Source organism: Streptomyces sp. SAI-135 (genome assembly GCF_029893805.1).
GTDB lineage: Bacteria > Actinomycetota > Actinomycetes > Streptomycetales > Streptomycetaceae > Streptomyces.
The window spans coordinates 2,559,719-2,584,451 of the sequence record NZ_JARXYP010000002.1 but is presented as its reverse complement, the minus strand read 5'-3'; the positions used below and the strand labels follow the sequence as shown (position 1 = coordinate 2,584,451).

Genomic DNA, 24,733 nt, shown 5'->3' with positions numbered 1-24,733 from the left:
GGGATCCGACGGGGAGGCGACGACGTATGGACGGCGCGCGATCGGTGGACGGGACGGCCCGGGGTGCGGAGGCCGGCAAGGGCGAGAAGCTCGCCGACTGGGCGGACGGACGCCTCGGCCTGTACGCGCTGGCCAAGGCCAACATGCGCAAGGTCTTTCCGGACCACTGGTCGTTCATGCTGGGCGAGGTCTGTCTCTACAGCTTCATCGTCCTGATCCTCACGGGCGTCTACCTCACGCTGTTCTTCGAGCCCAGCGGGGTGGAGGTCGTCTATCACGGCTCCTACGAGCCCCTCAACGGCGTGGTGATGACCCGGGCCTACGAGTCCACGCTCGACATCAGCTTCGACGTGCGCGGCGGACTGCTGATCCGGCAGATCCACCACTGGGCCGCACTGGTCTTCGTCACCGGCATGCTCGTGCACATGATGCGGGTGTTCTTCACCGGCGCCTTCCGCAAGCCGCGCGAACTCAACTGGGTGTTCGGCTGGACCCTGCTGTTCCTCGGCATCATCACCGGCCTGACCGGCTACTCCCTCCCCGACGACCTGCTGTCCGGCACCGGCATCCGGTTCGCCGACGGGGCGATCCTGTCGATCCCGATCGTCGGGACGTATCTGTCGTTCTTCCTGTTCGGAGGGGAGTTCCCCGGCCACGACATCATCCCGAGGCTCTTCCCGATCCATGTCCTGGTGCTGCCCGGGATCATGCTCGGCCTGGTGGTGGCCCATCTGATCCTGGTCTTCTACCACAAGCACACCCAGTACCCGGGGCCCGGCCGCGACAACAAGTCCGTGGTCGGCATGCCGTTCCTGCCGGTCTACATGGCGAAGGCGGGCGGCTTCTTCTTCCTGACCTTCGGCGTCCTTGCGCTCATGGGCGGACTCGCCCAGATCAACCCCGTGTGGGCGTTCGGGCCGTACAGCCCCCACCTGGTGACCACCGGCGCCCAGCCCGACTGGTACCTCGGCTTCTCCGAGGGGCTGATCCGGGTCATGCCGGGATGGGAGATCAACTTCTGGGGCCACACCCTGGAACCGGGCGTCTTCATCCCCTTCTCGCTGTTCCCGCTGATTTTGCTCGCGATCGGGCTCTACCCCTTCCTGGAGGCGTGGGTCACCGGCGACAGACGCGAGCACCACATCCTGGACCGGCCGCGCAACGCGCCCGTCCGCACGGGGCTGGGCGTCGCCTGGCTGAGCCTGTACGTCGTCCTGCTGATCGGCGGCGGCAACGACATCGTGGCCACGCATCTGCATCTGTCGATCAACGCGATCACCTGGTTCGTGCGGGTCTCCGTGTTCGTGGTGCCGGTGCTCGCCTTCGTGGTCACCAAGCGCGTCTGCCTCGGGCTCCAGCGCCGGGACCGGGACAAGGTGCTGCACGGGCGGGAGACCGGCACCATCAGGCGGCTCCCGCACGGGGAGTACGTGGAGGTCCACGAGCCCCTCGCGCAGGCGCAGCTGCACACCCTGACCCAGCACGAGCAGGAACCGCCGTACGAGATCGGGCCGTTGGTCGACGCCAACGGGGTGCGGCGGCCGGTCAGGCGCTCCCAGCGGGTGCGGGCCGGGCTCGCGCGGGCGATGTTCGGGCCCGACACGCGGATCGCGAAGCCGACGGTGGAGGAGTACCGCGAGATCACCAGCGGCGACCACCACTGAGGACGGTGTCACGGCACTCGTCGGGGCTGCCCCAGGCGGTGCGCAGGGCGCGCGCCCTGGTGAGCCACAGGGACAGGTCGTACTCCGCCGTGTACCCGATCGCGCCGTGGAGCTGGAGCGCGGTACGGGCCGTCCGGTACGCGGCCTCGCACGCGGTGACCTTGGCGGCGGCGACGTCCTCCGCGGTCGTCGTCAGGGCGGCGCCGAGGAGCAGGGGACGGGCGAACTCCAACGCGATCCTTGCGTCGGCCAGTTGGTGCTTGACCGCCTGGAACGAACCCACCGGGACCCCGAACTGGGTGCGCTGCCTGACGTAGGAGACGGTCCTGTCGAGGAGGGCGAGCCCGACACCGAGGGCCTGGGCGGCGGTGGTGAGGCGGGCGAGGGTGAGGGCGGCGGCGACGGGCGGGTGCGTGCCGAGCAGTTCGCCGCCCGTAGTCAGCGGGGTGAGGCGGCGGGCGGGGTCGAGCGAAGGGCGCACCGGGCCGTGGCCGGGGGCGAGGTAGAGGCCGTCGGCGGTCAGTGAGAGGCGGACGTCCGCGGCATCGCCGTCCAGGGCGTACCCGCCGTCCCGGGCGAGGGTGGCCATGCTCCGGCCCGACGCCAGCGCCGGGAGCAGTCGCTTCGCCGCTGCCGGTTCGGTGAGCAGCGCGGCCGCCGTCACGGTCTCCACCAGCGGGCCCGGTACCGCGTGCCGTCCCAACTCCACGAAGGCGAGGGTGAGTTCCAGGGGGCGGGGGCCCAGCCCGTCGTAGGTCTCGGGAACCGCCAGTGCGAAGACGCCCGCCTCGGCGACCCGGCGCCACAGCGCGCGGCCCCTGTCGTGGTCGCCGCGGCTCCAGTCCCGTACGACGGACGGGGTGTCCGCGGCCGTCAGCATGGCGTCCAGGGAGGCGGTGAACTCCCGCTGCTCGGGGTCGAGGCGGAAGCGCATCAGCGGCGTCCCTTCGGCAGGCCCAACAGGCGTTCGGCGATGATGTCGCGCTGGATCTCGTTGGTGCCGGCGTAGATCGGGCCGGCGAGGGCGAAGACGTAGCGCTCGGTCCAGTCCGGGTCCTCCTGCGCGCCGAGCAGATCCAGGGCCGTCTCGGTGAGCGCGAGGTCGTACTCCGACCAGAAGACCTTGTTCAGGCTGGACTCGGGGCCGAGCGTCTCGCCGTCGAGGGAACGGGCGGCGGCCGCGTAGGTGAACAGCTGGTAGGCGCGGGCGCCGATCAGGGCGTCCGCGACCCGGGTCCGGGTGGCCGGCGGGGCGCCCAGGGAGGTCCAGAGCGCGTGCAGCCGGTCGGCGGCCGCCAGGAAACGGCCCGGTGGGCGCAGCATCAGCCCCCGTTCGTTGCCCGTCGTGGACATCGCGATCCGCCAGCCCTGGCCGGGCTCGCCGATGACGTCCTCGTCCGGCACGAACACCTCGTCCAGGAAGATCTCGGCGAAGGCCGGCTTGCCGTCGAGGCGGTGGATCGGGCGGACGGTGACACCGGGGGCGCGCAGGTCGAACATCAGGTAGGTCAGGCCCTGGTGGGGGCTCCGGGTGTCCGGGGCGGTGCGGAAGAGCCCGAAGGCGCGGTCCGCGAAGGCGGCCCGGGAGGACCAGGTCTTCTGCCCGCTGAGCAGCCAGCCCCCGTCCGTGCGCACCCCCTTGGAGCGCAGGGACGCCAGGTCCGAGCCCGCCTCCGGCTCCGACCATGCCTGCGCCCAGACCACCTCACCGGTGGCCATCGGCGGCAGCACGCGCGCGCGTTGCTCGGCCGTGCCGTGGTCGAAGAGGGTCGGGGCGAGGAGGCTGAGACCGTTCTGGTTGACGCGTCCGGGCGCCCCCGCCGCGTAGTACTCCTCCTCGAAGACCAGCCGGCCGATCAGCCCGGCGTCCCGGCCGCCGTACCGGGCCGGCCAGTCGACCACCGACCAGCGGTCCGCGGCGAGTTCGGCCTCCCATGCGCGGTGGGCCGCGAAGCCCTCCCGGGTCTCCAGCGAGGGCAGGGGGGTGGCGGGCACGTGCGCGCGCAGCCACGCGCGGGCCTCGGTGCGGAGGGCCTCTTCCTCCCGTGTGAACGCCAGATCCATGGACACCCGTCCTTCCCTAACAAGTGTTTGGTAGGTTAGCGTGGCGCCATGACAGGCGTCGAGAGTCCGGTGTACGAGCCGGGGCACGGGCTGCTGAAGGGACGCACCGCCGTCATCACCGCCGCCGCCGGCGCGGGCATCGGCGGGGCGACCGCGCGCCGCTTCCTGGAGGAGGGCGCACGGGTCCTGATCAGCGACGCGCACGCGCGGCGGCTCAAGGAGTACGAGGCGGCCCTGGCCCGGGAGTTCCCGGGCGCGGTGATGTCCATGACGTGCGACGTCACCGACGAGGCCCAGGTGGGGGCGCTCTTCGACACGGCCGTCCGGGACCACGGACGGCTCGACATCGTCGTCAACAACGCCGGCCTCGGCGGCACCGCGCGGCTCGTCGACATGACCGACGACCAGTGGACCCGCGTCCTGGACGTCACGCTGAACGGCACCTTCCGCTGCACCCGGGCCGCCCTGCGGCACCTGCGGGACTCCGGCGGCGGCGTGATCGTCAACAACGCCTCCGTGGTCGGCTGGCGCGCCCAGGCCGGACAGGCGCACTACGCCGCCGCCAAGGCCGGGGTCATGGCACTGACCCGGTGCGCGGCCCTGGAGGCGGCCGAGTACGGCGTCCGCGTCAACGCCGTCTCGCCCAGCCTCGCCATGCACCCGCACCTGGTGAAGGTCACCTCGGCCGAACTGCTGGAGGAGCTCACCGCGCGCGAGGCCTTCGGACGGTACGCCGAGCCCTGGGAGGTGGCCAACGTCATCGTGTTCCTGGCGTCCGGCTACTCCTCGTACATGACGGGCGAGGTCGTCTCCGTCAGCAGCCAACACGCCTAGGACAATGGACGATGTGCCGACCAAGAAGAAGCCCCAGGTGAGTGCCGCCGCGCCCGCGCGCCGCCGTGAACTCCTCGACACCGCGGCCGAGGTCTTCGCCGAACAGGGCTACAACGCCACGACCGTACGCAAGATCGCGGACCACGCGGGCATGCTCGCGGGCAGCCTCTACTACCACTTCGACTCCAAGGAATCGATGCTGGAGGAGATCCTGCGGACTTTCCTCGACGAGCTCTGGGACGGCTACGACGCCGTCCTGGGCGCCGGGAAGGGGCCGCGCGAGACGCTGGAGGCGCTGGTCACCGAGTCGTTCCGGGAGATCGACCGGCACCGCGCCGCCGTCGCGATCTACCAGAAGGAGAGCAAGCAGCTGGTGGCGCAGGAGCGGTTCGCGTTCCTCGCCGAGTCGCAGCGCAGGTTCGAGAAGGCCTGGCTGTCCACGCTGGAGCGCGGGGTCGCGGCCGAGGTGTTCCGGGCCGACCTCGACGTCCGCCTGACCTACCGCTTCGTGCGCGACACCGTGTGGGTCGCCGCGTCCTGGTACCGGCCCGGCGGACAGCACAGCCCGGAGGAGATCGCCCGGCAGTACCTGTCGATGGTGCTGGACGGGATCGCCGTACGCACATAACCCACTGGGGAGTCGCCATGGCCGAGGCCTACATCGTCGAAGCGGTCCGTACGCCCGTCGGGCGGCGCGGGGGAGGACTGAGCGGGGTCCACCCGGCCGACCTCGGCGCGCATGTGCTGAAGGCGGTCGTCACGCGGGCCGGTGTCGACCCCGCCGCCGTCGAGGACGTCGTCTTCGGGTGTCTGGACGCGGTCGGGCCGCAGGCGGGGGACATCGCGCGGACCGCGTGGCTCGCGGCCGGGCTGCCCGAGGAGGTGCCCGGGGTGACCGTGGACCGGCAGTGCGGGTCCTCGCAGCAGGCCGTGCACTTCGCCGCGCAGGGCGTGCTGTCCGGGACGCAGGACCTGGTGGTCGCCGGCGGGGTGCAGAACATGTCGATGATCCCGATCGCCTTCGCGACCCGTCAGGCCGCCGAGCCGCTCGGGCTGACCCAGGGGCCCTTCGCGGGCAGCGAGGGGTGGCGGGCGCGGTACGGGGACCGGGCGGTGAACCAGTTCGTGGGCGCCGAGATGATCGCCGGGAAGTGGGGGATCAGCCGTGAGGACCAGGAGGAGTACGCGCTGCGGTCCCACCGGCGGGCGCTGCGGGCCATCGACGAGGGGCGCTTCGAGCGGGAGACGGTGGCCCTCGGCCCGGTCGCGGTCGACGAGGGCCCGCGCCGGGACACGTCCCTGGAGAAGATGGCCGGGCTCAAGCCGGTGATCGAGGGCGGCACCATCACCGCGGCCTGTTCCTCGCAGGTCTCCGACGGGGCGGCGGCCATGCTCCTTGCCTCGGAGCGGGCGGTGCGCGAACACGGGCTCACGCCCCGCGCCCGCGTGCACCACCTCTCGGTGCGCGGCGAGGACCCCATCCGCATGCTCACCGCCCCCATCCCGGCCACCGCGCACGCCCTGAAGAAGACCGGCCTCACCATCGACGACATCGACCTCGTCGAGATCAACGAGGCCTTCGCGCCGGTGGTGCTGGCCTGGCTGAAGGAAACCGGAGCGGACCCGGAGAAGGTCAACGTCAACGGCGGCGCGATCGCCCTGGGCCATCCGCTGGGGGCCACGGGAGTGAGACTGATGACGACCCTCCTGCACGAACTGGAGCGCACGAGCGGCCGGTTCGGCCTCCAGACGATGTGCGAGGGCGGGGGTCAGGCGAACGTGACGGTCATCGAGAGGTTGTGAGGCCGACGGGACACCGCGGTCCGGCGGACGGAGTCCGGCGCAGGCTCCCGAAGCCGTGGGGCCCCCTGGGCCGAGCGGTGCGAGGGGGCCGTCGGGGATGGTGCCGAGGTGCGAGGGCGGGGGTCAGGCGAACGTGACGGTCATCGAGCGGCTGTGACGCCGACGGGACACCGTGCTCCGGCGGACGGAGTCCGGCGCAGGCTCCCGAAGCCGTGAGGCCCCCTGGGCCGAGCGGTGCGAGGGGGCCGTCGGGGGTGGTGCCGAGGTGCGAGGGCGGGGGCAGGCGAACGTGACGGTCATCGAGCGGCTGTGAGGTGCTGAAGGACCTCCTCGGCCTCCTTCATGATCCGCTCCACCAGTTCCGCGCACGACGGCAGGTCGTCGATCACCCCGGCGACCTGGCCGGAGGCCATGACTCCCAGATCGGTGCGGCCGTCCACCATCGCCGACCTGAGGAGCATGGGGGTGTTGGCGGCGAGGAGGACCTGGCTCCAGGTGAGGTCCTTGCCGTGGCGCAGCGCGCGGCCGTCGTGGAGGAGCCGGCGCCAGGTCAGGCCGGAGAGGCGGCGGAAGGCGGCGGCGTGCCGGGCGGCCCGCAGCAGGGCGCGCGTCCGGCCCGCCTGTTCCAGCGAGTCCACCAGGTCCGTGCGGAGCATCCGGTGGGGAAGGCCGTCCACCGCCGTCGTCACCGTCACGTCCCGGACCGTTGCCGCCAGATAGCGCTCCTTCACCGCGTCCGGCACCGTCGAGTCCGAGGTGAGCAGGAACCGGGTGCCCATGGCGACCCCCGCCGCCCCGTACGCCAGCGCCGCGACCAGCCCCCGCCCGTCGAAGAAGCCGCCCGCCGCCACGACCGGGATGTCCACCGCGTCCACCACCTGCGGCAGAAGAACCGTCGTGGCCACCTCCCCGGTGTGCCCGCCGCCCTCCCCGCCCTGCACGATCACCGCGTCCGCGCCCCACGCCGCGACCTTCTCGGCATGCCGGCGGGCCCCCACGGACGGGACGACGACCACCCCCGCCTCCTTGAGCGCGCCGATCAGCTCGGCCGAGGGCGCCAGGGCGAAGGACGCCACCCGCACTCCCTCGTCGATGATCACCCGCACCCGGTCCCCGGCGTCCGCCGCGTCGGCCCGCAGATTGACCCCGAAGGGCGCGTCGGTACGGGACCTCACCTCCCGCACGGCGTCCCGGAGCCGGTCGAGCGTCATGGTCGCGGAGGCCAGGATGCCGAGCGCGCCCGCGTCCGCCGCGGCGGACACCAGGCGGGGGCCGGCCACCCAGCCCATCCCGGTCTGCACGAGTGGATGACGGACCCCGACCAGCCGGGTGAACGCGGTGTCCATCAGGACCCCACCTCCCGTGCGCGCACGCAGCCCGGGTCGAGGACCTCGCGGATCAACTCCAGTTCCCCGGCGGTCGGTTCGCGTGTGTACGGCACCTCCTCCGGTACGGCCAGATCGAAACCGGTGGCCTCCCTGACCTGAGCGACGGTGACCCCGGGATGCAGCGAGGCCAGCCGCATCGAGCGGTCCGGGGTGTCGAAGTCGAACACTCCCAGGTCGGAGACGACCCGCGGTATCCGGTGGAAGCGGGCCCCCGCGGCATGGTCGTACCCGACTCCGCACACCATGTCGACCTTCTCCACGAACACCCGGCGCGAATGCCTCGGCACCCAGTAACTGGTCGGGTTGTTCAGGGTGTTGACCGGTGCGCCCCGCACCCCGAGCAGCTGCCGCCGCGGCCTCGCCCAGTCGCCGATGCAGGAGATGTTCTGGTTGCCGTAGCGGTCGATCTGGCTCGCGCCCATCATCACGTGCCGCCGCCCTCCGGTGACCAGGGCGAGGTGCCGGCGGTACGGCAGCCAGCCCTCGGGCGTGCCGTCCGGGCGGACCAGCAGGGCCTCGCCGTCGGTCAGCAGCAGGTCGGGGGAGAAGGTGAGCCGGGCGAGCCGGGCGCCGATCGAGGGGATCAGGCCCATCGGGCTCGCCAGGATCTCGCCCGCGTCCCGCCAGGCCTCGGCGCAGGCGATCACGCAGTACTCACTCCGGGTCGCGGTCATGAGGTCCCTCCCCGAGATACCGTGCGGCGAACTCCGGCCAGGGTGTGCTCGCGTACTCCCGCTGCGCGGCCTCGTCCCGGCCGTAGTCGGGGGCACAGGAGGTGAAGTGCGCGCCGCCCGGCGCCTCGACCACACCGGTGACCGTGTGCCGGTTGACGAGCAGCGACTGCGGCGGCGCCTCCTTCGTCAGCTCCGCGGTGTCCACGATCCGTTCGCAGGAGAGGTACGCGGCCTCGGCCGCCTCGCAGAACAGGTCGTCGAAGTAGGGGTCCGGGCCGAGACACTGGCCGTTGCCCAGCCGGTCGGCGCGGTTGAGGTGCACCAGGGCGGCGTCCAGGGTGAGCGCGGGCACGGCCACGAACGTCTCCCGGTCCTCGTACGGCGAAGTCACCGTCCGCAGGCCCGGATTGACCCGCATGACGTCCGAGCCGAGGCCGGCCCGCACCGGCAGGAACGGCAGCCGGTTGGCGGCCGCGTGCAGGCCCCACATGAACATCGCCTCGTCGATCTCCGTCAAGTCGAACGCACCGGCCTCGCGGGCCGCCCGGTAATGGGGTTCGAGCGGGATCGAGTCGAGGGTGACGAAGGCGGCGACGAGCTTGCGGATGCGCCCCGCGGCGGCGAGCATGCCGACGTCCGGGCCGCCGTACGAGACGACCGTCAGGTCGGTGACGTCCGAGCGCAGCAGTGCGCGCACCAGCGCCATCGGCTTGCGGCGCGAGCCCCAGCCGCCGATGCCGAGGGTCATGCCGCTGCGCAGCCGGGAGACGACCTCGTCGGCCGTCATGGTCTTGTCGCTCACTCGGCCTCCCTGCCGAACCTGTCGCGGATCCGGTCGGCGACCCCGCTGACGCTCGCCTCGTAGGTGAAGCCCTGCTCGTAGCGGTAGCTGCGGCGGACGTCGACCGGGTCGATGCCGTTGATGGCGGCCTTGGCCAGACGCAGCAGCTCGCCGTCCTTCGCGGCGATCTCGCGGGCCGACTCCAGGGCCGTGGCGGTGAGGTCGTCCCGTGGGACGACCTTCCACACCGCTCCGTGCCGGTGCAGTTCGGCGGCGGTGACCGTGCGGGAGGTGAAGTACAGGGCGCGCATGAGGTGCTGGGGGACCAGCCGGGCCAGGTGGGTGGCCGCGCCGAGGGCGCCGCGGTCCAGTTCGGGCAGGCCGAAGACGGCGTCCTCGCTCGCCACGATCACGTCCGCGTTGCCCACCAGGCCGACGCCCCCGCCCAGGCAGAACCCCTGCACGGCCGCCACCACGGGCACCTCGCAGTCGTACACCGCCGAGAACGCCTCGAAGCAGCCGCGGTTGGCGCCGACGAGGGCGGCCGGGCCGCGGTGCTGGATCTCCTTGATGTCCACGCCCGCGTTGAAACCGCGCCCCTCGGCGGCCAGGACCACACACCTGACCTGCGGATCACGGCCCGCCGCGCGCACGGCGTCGGCCAGGGCGAACCAGCCGTCCCCCGGAAGGGCGTTCACCGGCGGGAAGTCGACCCGGACCAGGACGATCCCCTTTTCCGGGGACGAGGTGGAGACACCCATGGCCGCATCAGCTACCTTTCCACCAAACGTTTGTTAGGTGAAGGGTAGCGGTGAATGGAGCTGAACGGGAGGGTTGTGGTCGTCACCGGCGGGACGCGCGGAGTCGGCGCCGGGATCGCCCGCTGCTTCGCGCAGGCGGGGGCGGAGGTCGTCGTCTGTGCGCGCAGACCGCCCGAAGTCCCCCTGCCGAAGGCGCGGTTCGTGTCGCTGGACGTCCGGGACGCCGACGCCGTGGAGCACTTCTTCGCCGCACTGCCGCGCCTGGACGTCCTGGTCAACAACGCCGGCGGGGCCCCCTACCGGCTGCTCGCCGACGCGAGCCCCGAACGGCACGCCCGCGTCCTGGAGCTGAACCTCCTCGCCCCGCTCACGGTGTCCCTGGCCGCCCACGACCACCTGAGACGGACCCGCGGCTCGATCGTCATGATCGGCAGCGTCAGCGGCGGCCGCCCCTCACCCGGCACGGCCGCGTACGGGGCGGCCAAGGCGGGCCTGGAGAACCTCGCCCGCTCGATGGCCGTCGAATGGGCGCCGGAGATCCGGGTGAACACCCTGGTCGTCGGCATGGTCCGCACCGAGCGGTCACCCCTGCACTACGGCGACGAGGAAGGCATCGCCGCCGTCTCCCGCACGGTCCCGCTCGGCCGCCTCGCCGAGCCCTCCGACGTGGGCGCGGCAGCCGTCTTCCTCGCCTCGGACGCCGCCGCCTACATCAGCGGGGCCTCGCTGCTGGTGCACGGCGGCGGCGAGCGGCCCGCCTTCCTCGACGCCGCAACCGTCAACAAGGAGACCTGAGATGACCGGAATCTGCGACGGCAGGGTCGTCGTCGTCACCGGAGCCGGCCGCGGTCTCGGCCGCGCCCACGCACTGGCCTTCGCCGCCGAGGGCGCCCGGGTCGTCGTCAACGACCTCGGCGTCGGTCTCGACGGCACCCCCGGCCCCGACAGCCCCGCCTTCCTCGTCGCCGAGGAGATCCGCGCGGCGGGCGGCGAGGCGGTCGCCCACGGCGGTGACATCGCGACCCCCGACGGTGCCGCCTCCGTCGTCCGGACGGCCCTGCAGACCTACGGCCGCCTCGACACGCTCGTCAACAACGCCGGGTTCCTGCGCGACCGGATGTTGGTCAACCTCGACGAGGAGGACTGGGACGCGGTGATGCGCGTTCACCTCAAGGGCCACTTCCTCCCGCTCAAGCACGCGGCCGCGCACTGGCGGGCGGAGACGAAGGCGGGCCGCACGCCGGTGGCCAGGATCGTCAACACCTCCAGCGGGGCCGGGCTGCTGGGCTCGGTCGGGCAGGGCAACTACAGCGCCGCCAAGGCCGGGATCGTCGGTCTCACCCTGGTGGCGGCGGCCGAACTCGCCCGCTACGGCGTCCAGGTCAACGCGATCGCTCCCGCCGCACGGACGAGGATGACGGAGCGCACGTTCGCCGAGACGATGGCCGTCCCGTCCGGCGGATTCGACGCGATGGCCCCGGAGAACGTCTCCCCGCTCGTCGTCTGGCTGGGCTCGGAGGCGAGCGCTGGGGTGACCGGCCGGGTCTTCGAGGCGGAGGGCGGCCGGATCACGGTGATGGAGGGCTGGCGACCGGGCCCGAGCGCCGACAGGGCCGCGAGGCGGACACCGGCGGAGGCAGGAGAGACGGCACGGAAACTGCTGGACGAGGCAGCGGCTCCGAGCCCGGTGTACGGAGCGCCGGCATGATCACCTCAGAGGCGCGGGGCCGCATCGCTCTGCGGCTCCGCCGCGGGTGCGCGACCGGCCACGACGACGCGGCACACGGCACACGGCACACGGCACACGGCACACGGCACACGACGCTAGGTGTCACACTCCAGCACCGTCCGGCACACCGCGCAGCGCGCTCGCACGCGCCCCCGCACCGGCACCCGGATCCGCTGGTGGCAGGTGGGACACGGGAAGGAGACGCGCAGCCGCCCGGGCCCGTCCGGCGTGAAGGTGTACGGAACCCCCGGCTGCGGCCCGGGCGCGTGCCGCCGGTCCCGCGCGTACCGCCGCCGCCCCGCCCAGCCCGCAGCCGTGAGCGGAGGCTGCTGCTCGTCCTCCCGAGCCCGCACCATGCCCTTGGTGTACGCCGTGTACGCCTGCGGACTGGTGAACCACACCGAGGGGTCCTCCCCGAACACCAGCGACCGCTTCGCCAGCACGTACCCGAACTCCTCCGGCGTGAGATACCCCAGCTTCTGCGACGACGCCCCGTCCTCCCGGTACGCGTCCAGCAGCAGCCACCCCGCGCCCAGGTACGTCGTCGCCGTGTCCGTGAGGATCTCGTTCTCGCGCACCCCCGGGAAGGAGAGATCCAGCCGGTGCAGATACACGTGCATGATCTCGTGGGCCAGCGCCGCCCCGATGTCCCGCCGATGGGTGCGGAAGCGGTCGTTGAGCTCGACGAAGTACTCCGGGCCCGCGGTGAGTTCGACGTTCGCCGCGTGGGTCATCTCCCGGAAGCCGACCACCAGCCGGGCGTCCGGGAGCCGGAAGTGCCGCACCAGCTCCCGGGCCACCCGCTGCGCGCCGAGATACAGGTCGTCGGTGTCGCAGAACGCCACGTCCACCGGGGCCACGCTCGTCGCGAACGTTCGGACGGTGTCGTAGGACAGCCGCTTGTAGAGCGCGTTGATCGAGGCCCGCACCGTCTCCAGGTGCGGGTAGCCGTGCTGGACCGGTCCGTCGTTCGTCACGCCCGTACCCCCAAGACGCCCTGAACCCGACTCCACTCTACGAGGTCGCGGGCCGATTCTCGCGGGTCGGATCCGGGGCCCGGAGCCGGAGCGCGGGGCTCTGCGCCGGGGCCTCCTCCAGCTCCAGCACCCACACCTCGTTCGCGCCCTCCCGCAGCACGGGCCCCGGCACGTACAGCGTCCGCTGCGGGCCCGCGGACCAGTACCGGCCCAGGTTGAAGCCGTTGACCCACACGAACCCACGCGTCCAGCCCGGCAGCTCCAGGACCGCGTCCCCGGCGCCCCGCACGTCCACCCCGCCCCGGTACAGGCCCGGCGAGCCGTCCCCGGGCAGGTCACCGAAGCCGATGCCCGTCACCGAGTCCAGCGCGTCCAGCCGCAGCCCCCGCGCCCGCACCCCGTGCAGGAACTGCCGCTCGTGCAGCAGCCCGCCGGTGATCCCCTTGGCCTCCCCGCTCCGGGGCCCGTAGTTGACCCGCCCCAGCGACTCCACCCACAGCTCCACGCGCGCGTGCCCCGCGACCGGCTCCTTGAGCCGCACGTCCTCCTCGGTGAGCACCCCGACCCGCACACCGTCGACGTACACCACCGCGAGATCCCGCAACCCCCGTGCGATGAGCGGGTACGGCTGCCGCGGCCCCGGCACGGTCACCTCGTACCGCACGAGCCCCCGGTCGACGTCCAGCTCCTCGAAGGTCGGCGGCACGGGGCCCTCGTGGGGCGGCCCGCCGCGCTCCGCCAGCACGGCGGGCAGCGAGGCCCACGCGGTCACGTCCACGTCACCGACGCCACCCAGCACCTCCGGCGCGGGCGGCAGCTCCGCGACCGGGCCGTACGCGGACAGCACCTCGCGAAAACGCCAGAACTTCTCCGTGGGCCTGCCGTACTCGTCGATCGGCGCGTCGTAGTCGTACGACGTCACGTCCGGCTCCAGCGGACCGTCGTGCAGCGCGCCCCCGCCCCGGTTGGCGCCCGCCCAGCCCGCAAAGTTCGTGCCCCCGTGCGCCATGTACAGGTTCACCGAGGCCCCGCACTCCAGGATCTCCCGCAGCGCCGCGGCCGCGTCCCGGGCATCCCGTACGACGGGCTCGCCGCCCCAGTGCTCGAACCAGCCGCACCAGAACTCCATGCACATCAGCGGGCCCTGCGGCCGGTGGCGGCGCAGCGCCTCGAAGGCCGTGCGGGCGTCGGAACCGAAGTTCACCGTGGCGAGGACACCGGGGACCGAGCCGCCGGTGAGCATGTGGTCCTCGGGGCCGTCCGAAGTGAACAGCGGGACCGTCACGCCCTCGGCGCGCAGCAGCTTCGTCAGCCGCAGCAGATACGCGGCGTCCGAACCGTAGCTGCCGTACTCGTTCTCCGCCTGCACCATGACCACCGGGCCGCCGCGGTCGATCTGCCGCTCCACGACCTGCGGCAGCAGCCGCCCGAACCAGCGCTCCACCTGCGCGAGGTACCGCTCGTCGCCCGTGCGCGCGTGCCCCTCCAGCCAGTGCGGCAGACCGCCGTTCTCCCACTCCGCGCAGATGTAGGGGCCGGGCCGGACGATCGCCCACAGCCCCGCCTCCCGGGCCGCGTCCAGGAACCGGCCCAGCGCCTCCACGTCCCGGAAGTCGCCCGGGTGCGGCTCGTGGAGGTTCCACGGCACGTACGTCTCCACACAGTTGAGGCCCATCGCCCGCAGCATCGCCAGCCGGTGCCCCCAGGCGGCCTCGTGCACCCGGAAGTAGTGCAGGGCGCCGGACAGCAGCCGCACCGGCCTGCCGTCCAGCAGGAAATCGGTTTCACCCACCGTGAACTCGCTCATAGGCTCCACCCTCACCACTGGCGACGATCACGTCCATGGACAAAGATCGGCGCTGCTTGGACCCAAGCGCATGCGAGGAGCGCGATGTACCACACCTGGATGCGATTCCTCAGCCCCAGCCCCGTCCACCACCGGCTGGGCCTGGTCTGCCTGGGAGTCGGACTCCAGTACGGCGCGCTGCCCACCGTCGGTCCCCGCACCCTCGACAGCCACGTCGCCGTCGTGATCAGCACCGGCACCGGCTGGTACGAGAGCCCCGACGGCCGCCGAACGACGGTCACCGCGCCCGCGCTGCTGTGGCTCACCCCCGGCATCCCCCACCACTACGCCCCCGACGCGGGAACCGGCTGGGACGAGGGGTTCGTCGGCTTCACCGGACCCGCGACCGCCACCTACACCGAACTCGGCTACATCGAACCCGACCGCCCCGTCGTCCCCCTGTCCGACGCGACCGGCCCGCGCGCCGTCATCGCCCGCATCGCCCGCGCCGCACGCCGCGACAACCCCCTCCTGGAGGCGGAGACCGGCGCCGCGGTCCACGAGCTGCTGGTCGCCCTGCGCCGCGCCCGCGCCGACCTCGCCCCCGACGGCGACCCCGTCCTCAAGGCGCTCGCCCGGGACGCCTGCCTTCCGCTGTCCGTCGCCGACCACGCGGCCCGGCACGGCATGACCCTCGCCGAACTGCGCACCGCCGTCCGCCGCGGCGCCGGCTGCAGCCCCAAGGACTACCTGCTCGGCATCCGCCTCGGCCGCGCCAAGGAACTCCTCGCCGCCACCGAACTCTCCGTCGCCTCCATCGCCCGCCGCGTCGGCTACGACGACCCCGCCTACTTCTCCCGCCTCTTCACCCGCCGCGTCGGCATGGCCCCCATCCGCTTCCGCGCCCAGGAAAGCCGGACCCTGCCGGGGGGCTGGAGCAACCAGGTCCCTGATCCGGGGGATCCGCCGATGGTGTGAGACGGGGGGTGGGCCTACCGGGTGGGGTGGGGGCTGGGGATCGGGCGCCGGCCCGGTGGGGGTGCTCGGTTCCGGTTCTTGTTCCGGCGGTTGGGTGTTGAGGTGCGGTTGGGGTGGCGGCGAGTGCGGGGGCTGGGGCTTGTAGGTGGGGCTGGGCGGTTGGCTATGGGCGTGTGGCGGGCTGGTCTGGGGTCGGTGAATCGGGTGGCGACGTGAGGGCCCCTGGGAGGGATCCAGGCCATCGGGTGGGGGAGAGAGCTTTCCCGGTCCGGGTGTTCCTCCGGGGGCGATCTCCCAGACCTCCACTCCGGCGGCAGCCGCACACCCGGCATCCGGCCCGGCCGTTCCGGCGAGAGCACACACTCGGCTGCCTGCCTGCTGCGCCGGGAAGCCGCACATCCGGCCTCCGGCCCGGCCGTTCCGGCGAGAGCACACACTCGGCTGCCTGCCTGCTGCGCCGGGAAGCCGCACATCCGGCCTCCGGCCCGGCCGTTCCGGCGAGAGCACACACCCGCCCGCCCGGCCGCTGCGCCGGAAAGCCGCACACCCGGCTCCAGTCCAGCCGCTCCGTCGGGAACCCGCACACCCGGCCCCAGTCCAGCCGCTCCGTCGGAAACCCGCCCCGGCCGCTCCGTCGGAGAGCCGCACACCCGCCCCCGGATCCAACCGTTCCGCCAGAGTGGTGAGCGCCCAGGGCGTCGTACCGCCTGGTCGTCCCCGGCCGCCCGATCCGCCGACGGCCCCGCACCCGCGCCCCCTTAGGGTTGTCGCCCATGACCACCAGCAACACCGGAACCGGTGACGTCGACCCCGCTGTCCGTGAAGAGCTCAACCGGTTGCGGGACAGCATCGACAACATCGACGCGGCCGTCGTCCACATGCTCGCCGAGCGTTTCAAGGCCACCCAGCAGGTCGGCCACCTCAAGGCCCGCCACCAGCTGCCGCCCGCCGACCCGGCCCGCGAGGCCCGTCAGATCGACCGGCTGCGCACCCTCGCCGAGAACGCCAAACTCGACCCCGCCTTCGCCGAGAAGTTCCTGAACTTCATCATCGCCGAGGTGATCAGGCACCACGAGCGCATCGCCGAGGACACCGTCAACGGCCCCGCCCCCCTGGCCGATTGACCTCGCCGAACGCCCCGGGGAGGTGACAGGGCCGCCCTCAGACGGCATGCTGCGCTGTGCACTCCTTGTCAGCCCGCGAGCACACCGTGTCAGGGCACGGGCGTAGGCTGGCTGTCCGCGAGGGAGGGACGCCGGCCATGCCTTCGGATGCCAAGATCCTCATCGTCGACGACCACGAGGACACGCTCTACGCCCTGGAGAGCGCCCTCGCCCCGCTGGGCTACCGGCTCGGCCGCGCCACCAGCGGCGACGAAGCCCTCAAGCAGGTGCTCCGCGGCCAGGTCGGCCTCCTGCTCCTCGACGTACGGATGCCCGGCGTCAGCGGACTCGACGTCGTCCGCTACATGCGGCGCCTGGAGCAGACCCAGCACATACCCGTCATCCTGCTCACCGGCTTCGGACCCGACCACGAACTCACCTCCGCCGCCTTCGGTCTCGGCGTCGCCGACCTCGTGATGAAACCCATCGACCCCTGGGCCCTGCGCACCAAGGTCCGCTACCTCTTCGACGCCCACCGCCGCCACCTCGCCCTCGAACACGAGGTGCGGGAGTTACGGGCCCTCGTCAAGGACCACACCGAGGACAAGGACCACACCGAGGACAAGGCCCACGACGAGGACGACACCCCTGCCGCCCACCCGGCCCTGCCCCACCCGGACGCCCGCGTACCGGTGCAGCGCGGCAACGGGCGCACACCGGGGAGCTCGAACAGGACCGGACATAAGGCGTGTACCGATCCGCCTCTGTGAGTTGCCCGTGCCATCAGGCAGCATGTCCTGCATGTCCGTACTGACGCGCGACGAAGCGCAGACCCGTGCCAAGCTCCTCGACGTCCACCGCTACACCATCGCGCTCGACCTCACCACCGGCGACGAGACCTTCGCGTCCCAGACCGTCATCCGGTTCACCGCGCGCACGGAGGCGGACACCTTTGTCGAGCTCAAGCCGGCCGAACTGCGGGAGGCCACCCTCGACGGCCGCCCCCTCGACCCGGGGACCCTCGAGGAGAACCGGCTGCCCCTCACGGGACTGACCGCCGGCGAGCACGAACTGCGCATCGACGCCGACATGCGGTACTCCCGCACCGGCGAGGGCATGCACCGCTTCACCGACCCCACCGACGGCGAGACCTACGTCTACACCCAGCTCTTCCTCGACGACGTCCAGCGCGTCTTCGCCGCCTTCGACCAGCCCGACCTCAAGGCCGTCTTCGACCTGTCGGTCAAGGCCCCCGAAGGCTGGAGCGTCCTCGCCAACGGCATCACCACCGACCTCGGCGACGGCCACTGGCAGGCCACCCCCACCCCCCTGATCTCCACCTACCTCGTCGCCGTCGCCGCCGGCCCCTGGCACTCCGTGCGCACCGAACACCGCGGCCTGCCCTTCGGCATCCACTGCCGCCGCTCGCTCGCGCCCTACCTGGACCCGGACGCCGACGAGATCTTCGAGATCACCAAGCAGTGCTACGACCGCTACCACGAGAAGTTCGAGGAGCCGTACCCCTTCGACTCCTACGACCAGGCGTTCGTCCCCGAGTTCAACGCCGGCGCCATGGAGAACCCCGGCCTCGTCACCTTCCGCGACGAGTTCGTCTACCGCTCCGCCGTCACCGACACCGAACGCCAGACCCGCGCCATGGTCATCGCCCACGAGATGGCCCACATGTGGTTCGGCGACCTCGTCACCCTGCGCTGGTGGGACGACATCTGGCTGAACGAGTCCTTCGCCGAGTACATGGGCTACCAGACCCTCACCGAGGCCACCCGCTTCACGGACACCTGGGTCGACTTCGGCGTCATGCGCAAGGGCTGGGGCTACGACGCCGACCAGCGCCCCTCCACCCACCCCGTCGCCCCCGACGCCGTCGACGACACCGCCTCCGCCCTCCTCAACTTCGACGGCATCTCCTACGCCAAGGGCGCCTCCGCGCTACGGCAACTGGTCCACTGGCTCGGCGAGAAGGACTTCCTCGCCGGCATCAACACCCACTTCGCCCGCCACAAGTTCGCCAACGCCGCCCTCGCCGACTTCATCGACTCCCTCGCCTCCGCCACCGAACGCGACGTCCACGCCTGGGCCGACAGCTGGCTGCGCACCACCGGCGTCGACACCTTGCGGCCCGTCGTCACCCGCGGCGAGGAAGGCACGTACACCCTCCAGGTCGAGCACAAGGGCAGCCGCCCGCACCGCGTCAACGTCGGCCTCTACGACCTCGACGTCGCCGACGAGGGCCGCCACCTCGTCCTGCGCGACCGCCTCGACCTCGACGTCCCGCAGAGCACCCCGCAGCCCATCGGCAAGCGCCCCACCCTCCTGCTCCTCAACGACTCGGACCTCACCTACGCCAAGGTCCGCTTCGACCCCGAGTCCTTCAAAGCGGTCACCGAGTGCCTCTCCGGCCTCCCCTCACCCCTGACCCGCGCCGTCGTCTGGAACGCCCTGCGCGACGCCGTCCGCGACGGCGAACTCCCGCCCACCGCCTACCTGGACGCGGCCCGCGCCCACCTCCCGCACGAGACCGACCTCGCCCTCGTCCAGGGCGTCCTCGCCTTCGCCTCCACCTACGTCGCCGACCGCTACGCCACCCCCGAGGAACGCCCCGCCGCCCTCACCACCCTCTCCTCCCTGTGCCGCGACCTCATCCGCCGCACCGAGGACGGCGACAACCCCGGCCTGCGCCTGATCGCGGTCCGCCACTGCATCGACGTCGCCGCCCACCCCGACACCATCGCCGCCTGGCTCGCCGACGGCACCGTCCCCGGCGGCCCCGAACTCGACCCCGAACTGCGCTGGCGCGTCCTGGCCCGCCTCGCCGTCCTCGGCGCCACCGACGAGGCCGCCATCACCGCCGAACTGGCCCGCGACCCCTCCGCCGCAGGCCAGGAAGGCGCCGCCCGCTGCCGCGCCGCCCTGCCCACGGAGGAGGCCAAGGCACAGGCCTGGGAAGCGATGTTCACCCGCGACGACCTCTCCAACTACCTGTTCACCGCCACCGCCCAGGGCTTCTGGCAGCCCGAACAGACCGAGCTCGTACGGCAGTACGTGCCCCGCTACTACGAGGACGCCGTCGCCCTCGCCGCCCGCCGCGGCCCCGCCATCGCCGACGCCGCCGGCCGCTGGGCGTTCCCGCACCACGCCATCGACGAGGACAACCTGCGGCTCGGCCAGACCTGTCTGCGCGACGCCGACCCCATCCCCGCCCTGCGCCGCAAGCTGGTCGACCAACTCGACGACCTGGGACGCGCGTTGCGGGTGAGGCAGCCGTAGCGCGGATTTTCCCCGTACGGGAGTACCCCCTTTCGGGTCAGAATCGTTGAACTCTCCGGGCGCGCCCAGGCAACCGCGTCCAAGCTGGAAGTCACCAGCGCCCCCGGAGGTCGACGATGAACACGCCGCCCCTGGCCTCGGGCCCCGAAGGCCCCTCCTCGCTGCGTCCGCTGCTCGACACGGTTCTGGAGGCGCTGGGGGAGGGGGCGCGCCTGAGGAGCGGGCCGCTTCCCCCCGGAGGCCCGTCCCAGGTGGCGGCGCGGGTGCGGGCCGCGCTGGGGGACGTACTCCCCGAGGAGGGCGACCCGGAGGCCCTACGGCACCTGGTACGAACCCTGGCAGAGGGCTCCGCAGACCCGGCGGAACCGTTCTGCGCGGCCCACCTCTACTGCCCGCCCCTCGCGGTGGCCGCAGCGGCGGACCTGGCCGTCAGCGTGCTGAACCCGTCGCTGGACTCCTGGGACCAGGCCCCGGCGGCCTCAGAGCTGGAGTCACTGGTGACGGAGCACCTTGCGAGAGAGGTGTTCGGTAAGCCACTCAGGGGCGCGGGGAACTGCGCGACAAGCCCCCACCGACCCGACGCCTTGATCACAACCGGTGGCACGGAATCCAATCAACTCGCCCTCCTCCTGGCCAGAGAGGCCCTTGGCCCCGGAGTCCGCCTCATCTGCGGAGAAAACGCTCACCACTCTCTACCAAGGTCAGCCTGGCTCCTGGGCATGTCGGACCCGGTGATCATCCCCACCCCCAACGGCACCCTCGACCCCGCAGCCCTCGAAACGATCCCGCACGGACCGCTGCTCATCGCCGCCACCGCGGGCACCACGGACGCCGGCCTCATCGACCCCCTCCCCGAGATCGCCCGCCTCTGCGCTGCCCGAAAAGCCCGGCTGCACGTGGACGCGGCCTACGGCGGAGGCCTCCTCTTCAGCCCCCGGCACCGACACAAGCTCACCGGCCTGAGCGCCGCCGACACCGTCACCCTCGACCTCCACAAACTCGGCTGGCAACCCGTCGCCGCAGGCATCCTCGCCGTCCGTGACGCCCAGGACCTCGCCGCCCTGACCCACCGCGCCGACTACCTCAACGCCGACGACGACACCGAGGCCGGCCTCCCCGACCTCCTCGGCCGCTCCCTGCGCACCACCCGCCGCCCCGACATCCTCAAGATCGCCGTCACCCTCAAGACCCTGGGCCGCGCAGGACTCGCTGCCCTCGTCGACCAAGTCTGCGCACAGGCAGAGGAGTTCGCCCGAGCCGTCGAGGAACACCCCGGCTTCGAACTGCACGCACCCCCCACCATCAGCACAGTCCTCTTCCGCCCCGCAGACGCCACCGACGCCGCCGTAGCCGCCGTACGCCGACAACTCCTCGCCGACGGCCGCGCCGTCCTCGGCCGAGCCCGCGCGGCCAACCGGCTCTGGCTCAAGGCCACCCTCCTCAACCCCACCACCCGGCCGGCCGACCTCGCCGGACTCCTGAAACTCGTGGAAGGAACCACCCCCCGATGAACCCCCACCCCCCACACCACGAGCCCGACGCACCCCGCGACCTCGTCGGCATCGGCATCGGCCCCTTCAACCTCTCCCTCGCCGCCCTCGCCCAGCCCCTCACCGCCCTCGACGCCGTCTTCTACGAACAGCGCCCCGCCTTCGGCTGGCACCCCGGGCTCCTCATCGACGGCGCCACCGTCCAAGTCCCCTTCCTGGCCGACCTGGTCACCCTCGCCGACCCCGCCAGCGACTGGACCTTCCTCAACTACCTCAAGACCCGCGAGCGCCTCTTCCCCTTCTACTTCGCCGAGCGCTTCCACATCCAGCGCGCCGAATACGACGCCTACTGCCGCTGGGTCGCCGAGAACCTCCCCGGACTCCACTTCAGCCACCAGGTCGACGCCGTCCGCTTCAACCCCGAACGCGACGTCTTCGAAGTCGACTACACCCAGCTGGACAGCGACGGCGAAGCCGAGGCACTGGGCCGCACCTACACCAAGAACATCGTCTGCGGCATCGGCACCGAGCCCTACGTGCCCGAACCCCTCAAGCCCCTCGTCGAGGCACCCGGCGTGCCCGTCATCCACGCCACCGACTACCTCGACCACCGCCAGAGCCTCCTGGCCGCCGATCACGTCACCGTCGTCGGCTCAGGACAGTCCGGCGCCGAGATCTTCCTCGACCTCCTGCGCAACCGCCCCACCGGCCGCGAGAGACTCCACTGGCTCGGCCGCACCGAAGCCTTCGCCCCCATGGAGTACTCCAAGCTCGGCCTCGAACACTTCACCCCCGACTACACCCGCTACTTCCACGCCCTGTCGGAAAGCGTCCGCGACCGCCTCGGCACCACCCAGTGGCAGCTCCACCGCGGCATCGACGCCGACACCATCGCCGCCATCCACGACGAGCTCTACCGCCGCACCCTGCACGGCGGCTGGCCCGACACCGTCCTCACCCCCGGCGTCCGCGTCCGCACCGCAGGCCGCATCGCCACCACCAAGATCGAACTCCACCTGGAACACATCCAGCAGGGCAGCCGCTCCCGCCTCACCACCGACGCCGTCGTCCTCGCCACCGGCCACCGCGAACGCCCACTCGACCGCATCCTCGCCGGACTCGACCCCTACCTGCGCCGAGACAGCCGCGAACGCCCCCGCGTCGACGAACACTTCCGCCTCGTCCTCGACCCGTCCGTCACCGGCGCCGACTGCCACGTCTACGTCCAGAACGCCGAACGCCACACCCACGGCGTCGGCACCCCCGACCTCGGCCTCGCCGCCTGGCGCAGCGCCACCATCCTCAACACCCTCACCGGCAAGGACGCCTACCCCCTCCCCGCCCGCACCGCCTTCACCACCTTCGGCCTCGAAGACCGGCTGCCACAGATTCCACCCGCCCGCACCGCCCCCGTCCTCACCCCCCTCGTCGAGGGACGGTAAAGCCCGGGGGCGGCGGAAGAACCCTCCTCGCCGACGGGGAGGAGGGTCGTAGCCACTCCCGGACCGCTAGAAGACCGGCGTCCCCTCGCGCGTGAGCCTCCAGTCCACCGACGCGAAGTCCTTCGGGTCCAGCACACCCTTCGCGGTCACCCACTCCGCGATCCGCGTACGGATCTCCGTCGACTCCGACCACAACTCCGGAGCCGAAGCCACGTGCGGGAACGCCCCGCCGCCGTTCGCCCGGTAGTTGTTCACCGCGAACACGAACTTCTGCGCGTCGTCCAGCGCGGCACCGTTCCAGGTCAGGTTCCTGATCCGCGAACCCGCCGCCTGCGCGATGTCGATCTCGTACGACAGCCCCGACACGTAGTCGTAGTTGTAGTCCGGACGGTTGCCCGCGTTCGTCAGCTTCTCCACGTCCACGACCGCACCCGCCGCCGTCCGCACGAAGTACTCCGCCGAGTACTCCAGGTACGCCCTGACCTGCGCACCCGTCAGCAACTTCGCCACCAGCGTGTTGTCGTACACGTACAGGCTCGACAGATCCCGGATCGTCACATCGCCGGCCGGGATCTCCGAGGTCCGCGAGAACGGCGACGCCTGCGCGATCACCGGCAGCGAGGCGTACTCCGTCCCCGCCAGCGCCGCCCTGACCACGTCCTCCTGGACCTTCGTGATCAGGTCGATGATCGGCGCGTCCTTGTACCGCGCCTCGACCGTCGTCAGCGTCTGAGTCGCCGTACCGACCACCTGGTTCACGTACTTCACGACGACGTCATGGTCGTCCTTCAGCAACTTGGTGATCCTCGGGTCGTCCGCCACCGAGTTCGAGTTGAGGACCTTCGACGACACCGACTCGACCGACCAACGCCCCTTCTCGAAGACCAGCTCGATGTCGAACAGCGACAGCCGCTCCGCGTACGCCAACGGCTCCGACAGCACGACCGTCTTCCCGGTCTGCGCATTGGTGACCTTCAGCTCCGGAATCTCCACATGCGCGTGACCCACCAGAATCGCGTCGATCCCCGGCACCTGCTGCGCCACCAGCGCCGCCGAGTTCTCCACGTACGGCAGCTGGTCACCGTAGGACGACGTGCCCGACGAACCCGAGTGCGCCGACACCACCACCACGTCCGCACCCATCGACCGCAGCTTCGGCACCCACTTCGCCGCCTGCTCCTCAAGGCCCGGGAACGTCAACTTGCCCTGCACATACGCCTTGTCCCAGATCGCGATACCGGGGTTCGTCAGACCCAGCACCGCCACCTTCACCGGCGGCGCGCCCTTCACATGGAACTTCTTGATGAAGTACGGCGGGAAAGCGGGCTGCAGCGTCTTCGCGTCCAGCGCGTTGGCGCCGAGGAGCGGAAAGTCGCACTGCTCCTCGAACTTCCGCAGCGTCTCGATGCCGTAGTTGAACTCGTGGTTGCCCAGCGCCACCGCGTCGTACCCGATGGCGTTCATGGCCGCCGCCATCGGGTGCACCGGACCGCCCTTCGCGGTGATCGGGTCCACCTTCGCGTAGTAGTACGTCAGCGGCGTCCCCTGGATCGTGTCACCCGCGTCCAGCAGCAGCGTGTTGCAGCGGCCCTTCTCCGCACGGACCTGGCTCACCAGCGTCGAGATCCGCGCCAGACCCTGCGCGTTCCCCGCGGAGTCCTTGTACTCCGCGTCCTTGAAGTAGTCCCAGTTGAAGACATGACCGTGCAGGTCGGTGGTGCCCATCACGGTGAGCGCATACCGCTTCACAGGCTTCCTCCCGCTCTCCGCGGCCTGCGCGGCGGGAGCTCCCACGGCACCCGCCAGCGCGACCCCCGCTCCGGTCACGGCGGACTTCTCCAGGAACTTCCGGCGGTTCAGGGCCATGTCTCGATCTCCTCGGGGAACGGTCAACAACGCGCGTAGATTCTGACCCGCACATGTCGAACGGCAACAGTCCCCACAGGTTTCGATCTGGTGACTCACCACGCG

20 protein-coding genes and 1 pseudogene are annotated in these 24,733 nt (G+C 71.7%); 12 read left to right on the top strand and 9 right to left on the bottom strand.

The features are described 5' to 3' along the window. Positions 1-26: 26 nt before the first annotated feature. On the top strand, positions 27-1,664 hold the full coding sequence (locus tag M2163_RS16185) for a cytochrome bc complex cytochrome b subunit (RefSeq protein WP_280894294.1): 1,638 nt from the start codon (positions 27-29) through the stop codon (positions 1,662-1,664). Here the strand turns inward: M2163_RS16185 and M2163_RS16180 are convergent. Further along, positions 1,642-2,598, bottom strand: a complete 957-nt coding sequence (locus M2163_RS16180) for an acyl-CoA dehydrogenase family protein (RefSeq protein ID WP_280894293.1) — start codon at positions 2,596-2,598, stop codon at positions 1,642-1,644. The two genes, M2163_RS16185 and M2163_RS16180, sit on opposite strands and share 23 nt — an antisense overlap. Then, positions 2,598-3,728 (bottom strand): acyl-CoA dehydrogenase family protein, encoded by a 1,131-nt coding sequence (locus M2163_RS16175; protein WP_280894292.1) that lies wholly within the window; start codon positions 3,726-3,728, stop codon positions 2,598-2,600. Before M2163_RS16175 ends, M2163_RS16180 begins: the two co-directional genes overlap by 1 nt. A gap of 48 nt (positions 3,729-3,776) precedes the next feature. Here M2163_RS16175 and M2163_RS16170 point away from each other — a divergent pair, with 48 nt between their 5' ends. Genes M2163_RS16170 through M2163_RS16160 form a run of 3 tightly spaced genes read left to right on the top strand, consistent with a single transcriptional unit; the run spans position 3,777 to position 6,365 of the window. Further along, positions 3,777-4,562: an SDR family oxidoreductase gene (locus M2163_RS16170; RefSeq protein ID WP_280894291.1), complete on the top strand. Its 786-nt coding sequence runs from the start codon at positions 3,777-3,779 to the stop codon at positions 4,560-4,562. A 13-nt stretch (positions 4,563-4,575) separates the two neighbouring features. After that, positions 4,576-5,190 carry a TetR/AcrR family transcriptional regulator gene (locus M2163_RS16165; protein WP_280852080.1) on the top strand — a complete coding sequence of 205 codons (615 nt, stop codon included), beginning with the start codon at positions 4,576-4,578 and terminating at the stop codon, positions 5,188-5,190. 17 nt (positions 5,191-5,207) lie between these two features. After that, on the top strand, positions 5,208-6,365 hold the full coding sequence (locus tag M2163_RS16160) for an acetyl-CoA C-acetyltransferase (protein WP_280894290.1): 1,158 nt from the start codon (positions 5,208-5,210) through the stop codon (positions 6,363-6,365). Between the two features lie 296 nt (positions 6,366-6,661). Here M2163_RS16160 and M2163_RS16155 read toward each other — a convergent pair whose 3' ends face one another. The 4 genes from M2163_RS16155 to M2163_RS16140 are packed head-to-tail and all read right to left on the bottom strand — an operon-like array spanning position 6,662 to position 9,969. Further along, a complete protein-coding gene (locus tag M2163_RS16155; protein ID WP_280852082.1) occupies positions 6,662-7,711 on the bottom strand; it encodes a nitronate monooxygenase in 1,050 nt (349 codons plus the stop codon). Further along, positions 7,711-8,427 carry a CoA-transferase gene (locus tag M2163_RS16150; protein WP_280852083.1) on the bottom strand — a complete coding sequence of 239 codons (717 nt, stop codon included), beginning with the start codon at positions 8,425-8,427 and terminating at the stop codon, positions 7,711-7,713. The genes M2163_RS16155 and M2163_RS16150 overlap by 1 nt, the downstream gene beginning before the upstream one ends. Next, on the bottom strand, positions 8,408-9,229 hold the full coding sequence (locus M2163_RS16145) for a CoA-transferase (protein ID WP_280894289.1): 822 nt from the start codon (positions 9,227-9,229) through the stop codon (positions 8,408-8,410). Before M2163_RS16145 ends, M2163_RS16150 begins: the two co-directional genes overlap by 20 nt. Next, positions 9,226-9,969, bottom strand: coding sequence for an enoyl-CoA hydratase family protein (locus tag M2163_RS16140; protein ID WP_280894288.1), 744 nt, complete (start codon positions 9,967-9,969; stop codon positions 9,226-9,228). Before M2163_RS16140 ends, M2163_RS16145 begins: the two co-directional genes overlap by 4 nt. A 54-nt stretch (positions 9,970-10,023) precedes the next feature. On the opposite strand from M2163_RS16140, the gene M2163_RS16135 reads away from it, so the two are divergent. Both M2163_RS16135 and M2163_RS16130 read left to right on the top strand, forming a co-directional pair. Continuing rightward, positions 10,024-10,764 carry an SDR family oxidoreductase gene (locus M2163_RS16135; RefSeq protein WP_280894287.1) on the top strand — a complete coding sequence of 247 codons (741 nt, stop codon included), beginning with the start codon at positions 10,024-10,026 and terminating at the stop codon, positions 10,762-10,764. A gap of 1 nt (position 10,765) precedes the next feature. Beyond that, complete coding sequence (locus tag M2163_RS16130) at positions 10,766-11,677, top strand: SDR family oxidoreductase (protein ID WP_280852086.1); 912 nt, start codon at positions 10,766-10,768, stop codon at positions 11,675-11,677. A 116-nt stretch (positions 11,678-11,793) separates the two neighbouring features. On the opposite strand, the gene M2163_RS16125 is transcribed toward M2163_RS16130, so the two are convergent. Continuing rightward, on the bottom strand, positions 11,794-12,675 hold the full coding sequence (locus M2163_RS16125; protein ID WP_280852087.1) for a hypothetical protein: 882 nt from the start codon (positions 12,673-12,675) through the stop codon (positions 11,794-11,796). A 37-nt stretch (positions 12,676-12,712) separates the two neighbouring features. After that, positions 12,713-14,482, bottom strand: coding sequence for a beta-galactosidase family protein (locus tag M2163_RS16120; RefSeq protein ID WP_280852088.1), 1,770 nt, complete (start codon positions 14,480-14,482; stop codon positions 12,713-12,715). Between the two features lie 84 nt (positions 14,483-14,566). Between M2163_RS16120 and M2163_RS16115 the strand changes: the two genes are divergently transcribed. The 6 genes and pseudogenes from M2163_RS16115 to M2163_RS16090 all read left to right on the top strand — a co-directional run bounded on the left by M2163_RS16115 (position 14,567) and on the right by M2163_RS16090 (position 22,762). Next, a complete protein-coding gene (locus M2163_RS16115; protein ID WP_280852089.1) occupies positions 14,567-15,439 on the top strand; it encodes an AraC family transcriptional regulator in 873 nt (290 codons plus the stop codon). Between the two features lie 773 nt (positions 15,440-16,212). Then, positions 16,213-16,563, top strand: a complete 351-nt coding sequence (locus M2163_RS16110) for a chorismate mutase (protein ID WP_280894286.1) — start codon at positions 16,213-16,215, stop codon at positions 16,561-16,563. Positions 16,564-16,700: 137 nt separating this feature from the next. Further along, positions 16,701-17,287, top strand: a pseudogene (locus M2163_RS16105) (response regulator). Between the two features lie 56 nt (positions 17,288-17,343). Further along, the gene (gene pepN / locus M2163_RS16100) at positions 17,344-19,830 is read left to right on the top strand and encodes an aminopeptidase N (protein WP_280852091.1); all 2,487 of its coding nucleotides are present in this window, start codon (positions 17,344-17,346) and stop codon (positions 19,828-19,830) included. A gap of 116 nt (positions 19,831-19,946) precedes the next feature. Further along, positions 19,947-21,341, top strand: coding sequence for an aminotransferase class V-fold PLP-dependent enzyme (locus M2163_RS16095; RefSeq protein WP_280894285.1), 1,395 nt, complete (start codon positions 19,947-19,949; stop codon positions 21,339-21,341). Continuing rightward, entirely contained in the window at positions 21,338-22,762 is a 1,425-nt protein-coding gene (locus M2163_RS16090; protein ID WP_280852093.1) for a SidA/IucD/PvdA family monooxygenase, read from the top strand. Before M2163_RS16095 ends, M2163_RS16090 begins: the two co-directional genes overlap by 4 nt. A gap of 66 nt (positions 22,763-22,828) precedes the next feature. Here M2163_RS16090 and M2163_RS16085 read toward each other — a convergent pair whose 3' ends face one another. Then, positions 22,829-24,628: a 5'-nucleotidase C-terminal domain-containing protein gene (locus M2163_RS16085; protein WP_280894284.1), complete on the bottom strand. Its 1,800-nt coding sequence runs from the start codon at positions 24,626-24,628 to the stop codon at positions 22,829-22,831. Positions 24,629-24,733: the final 105 nt, after the last annotated feature.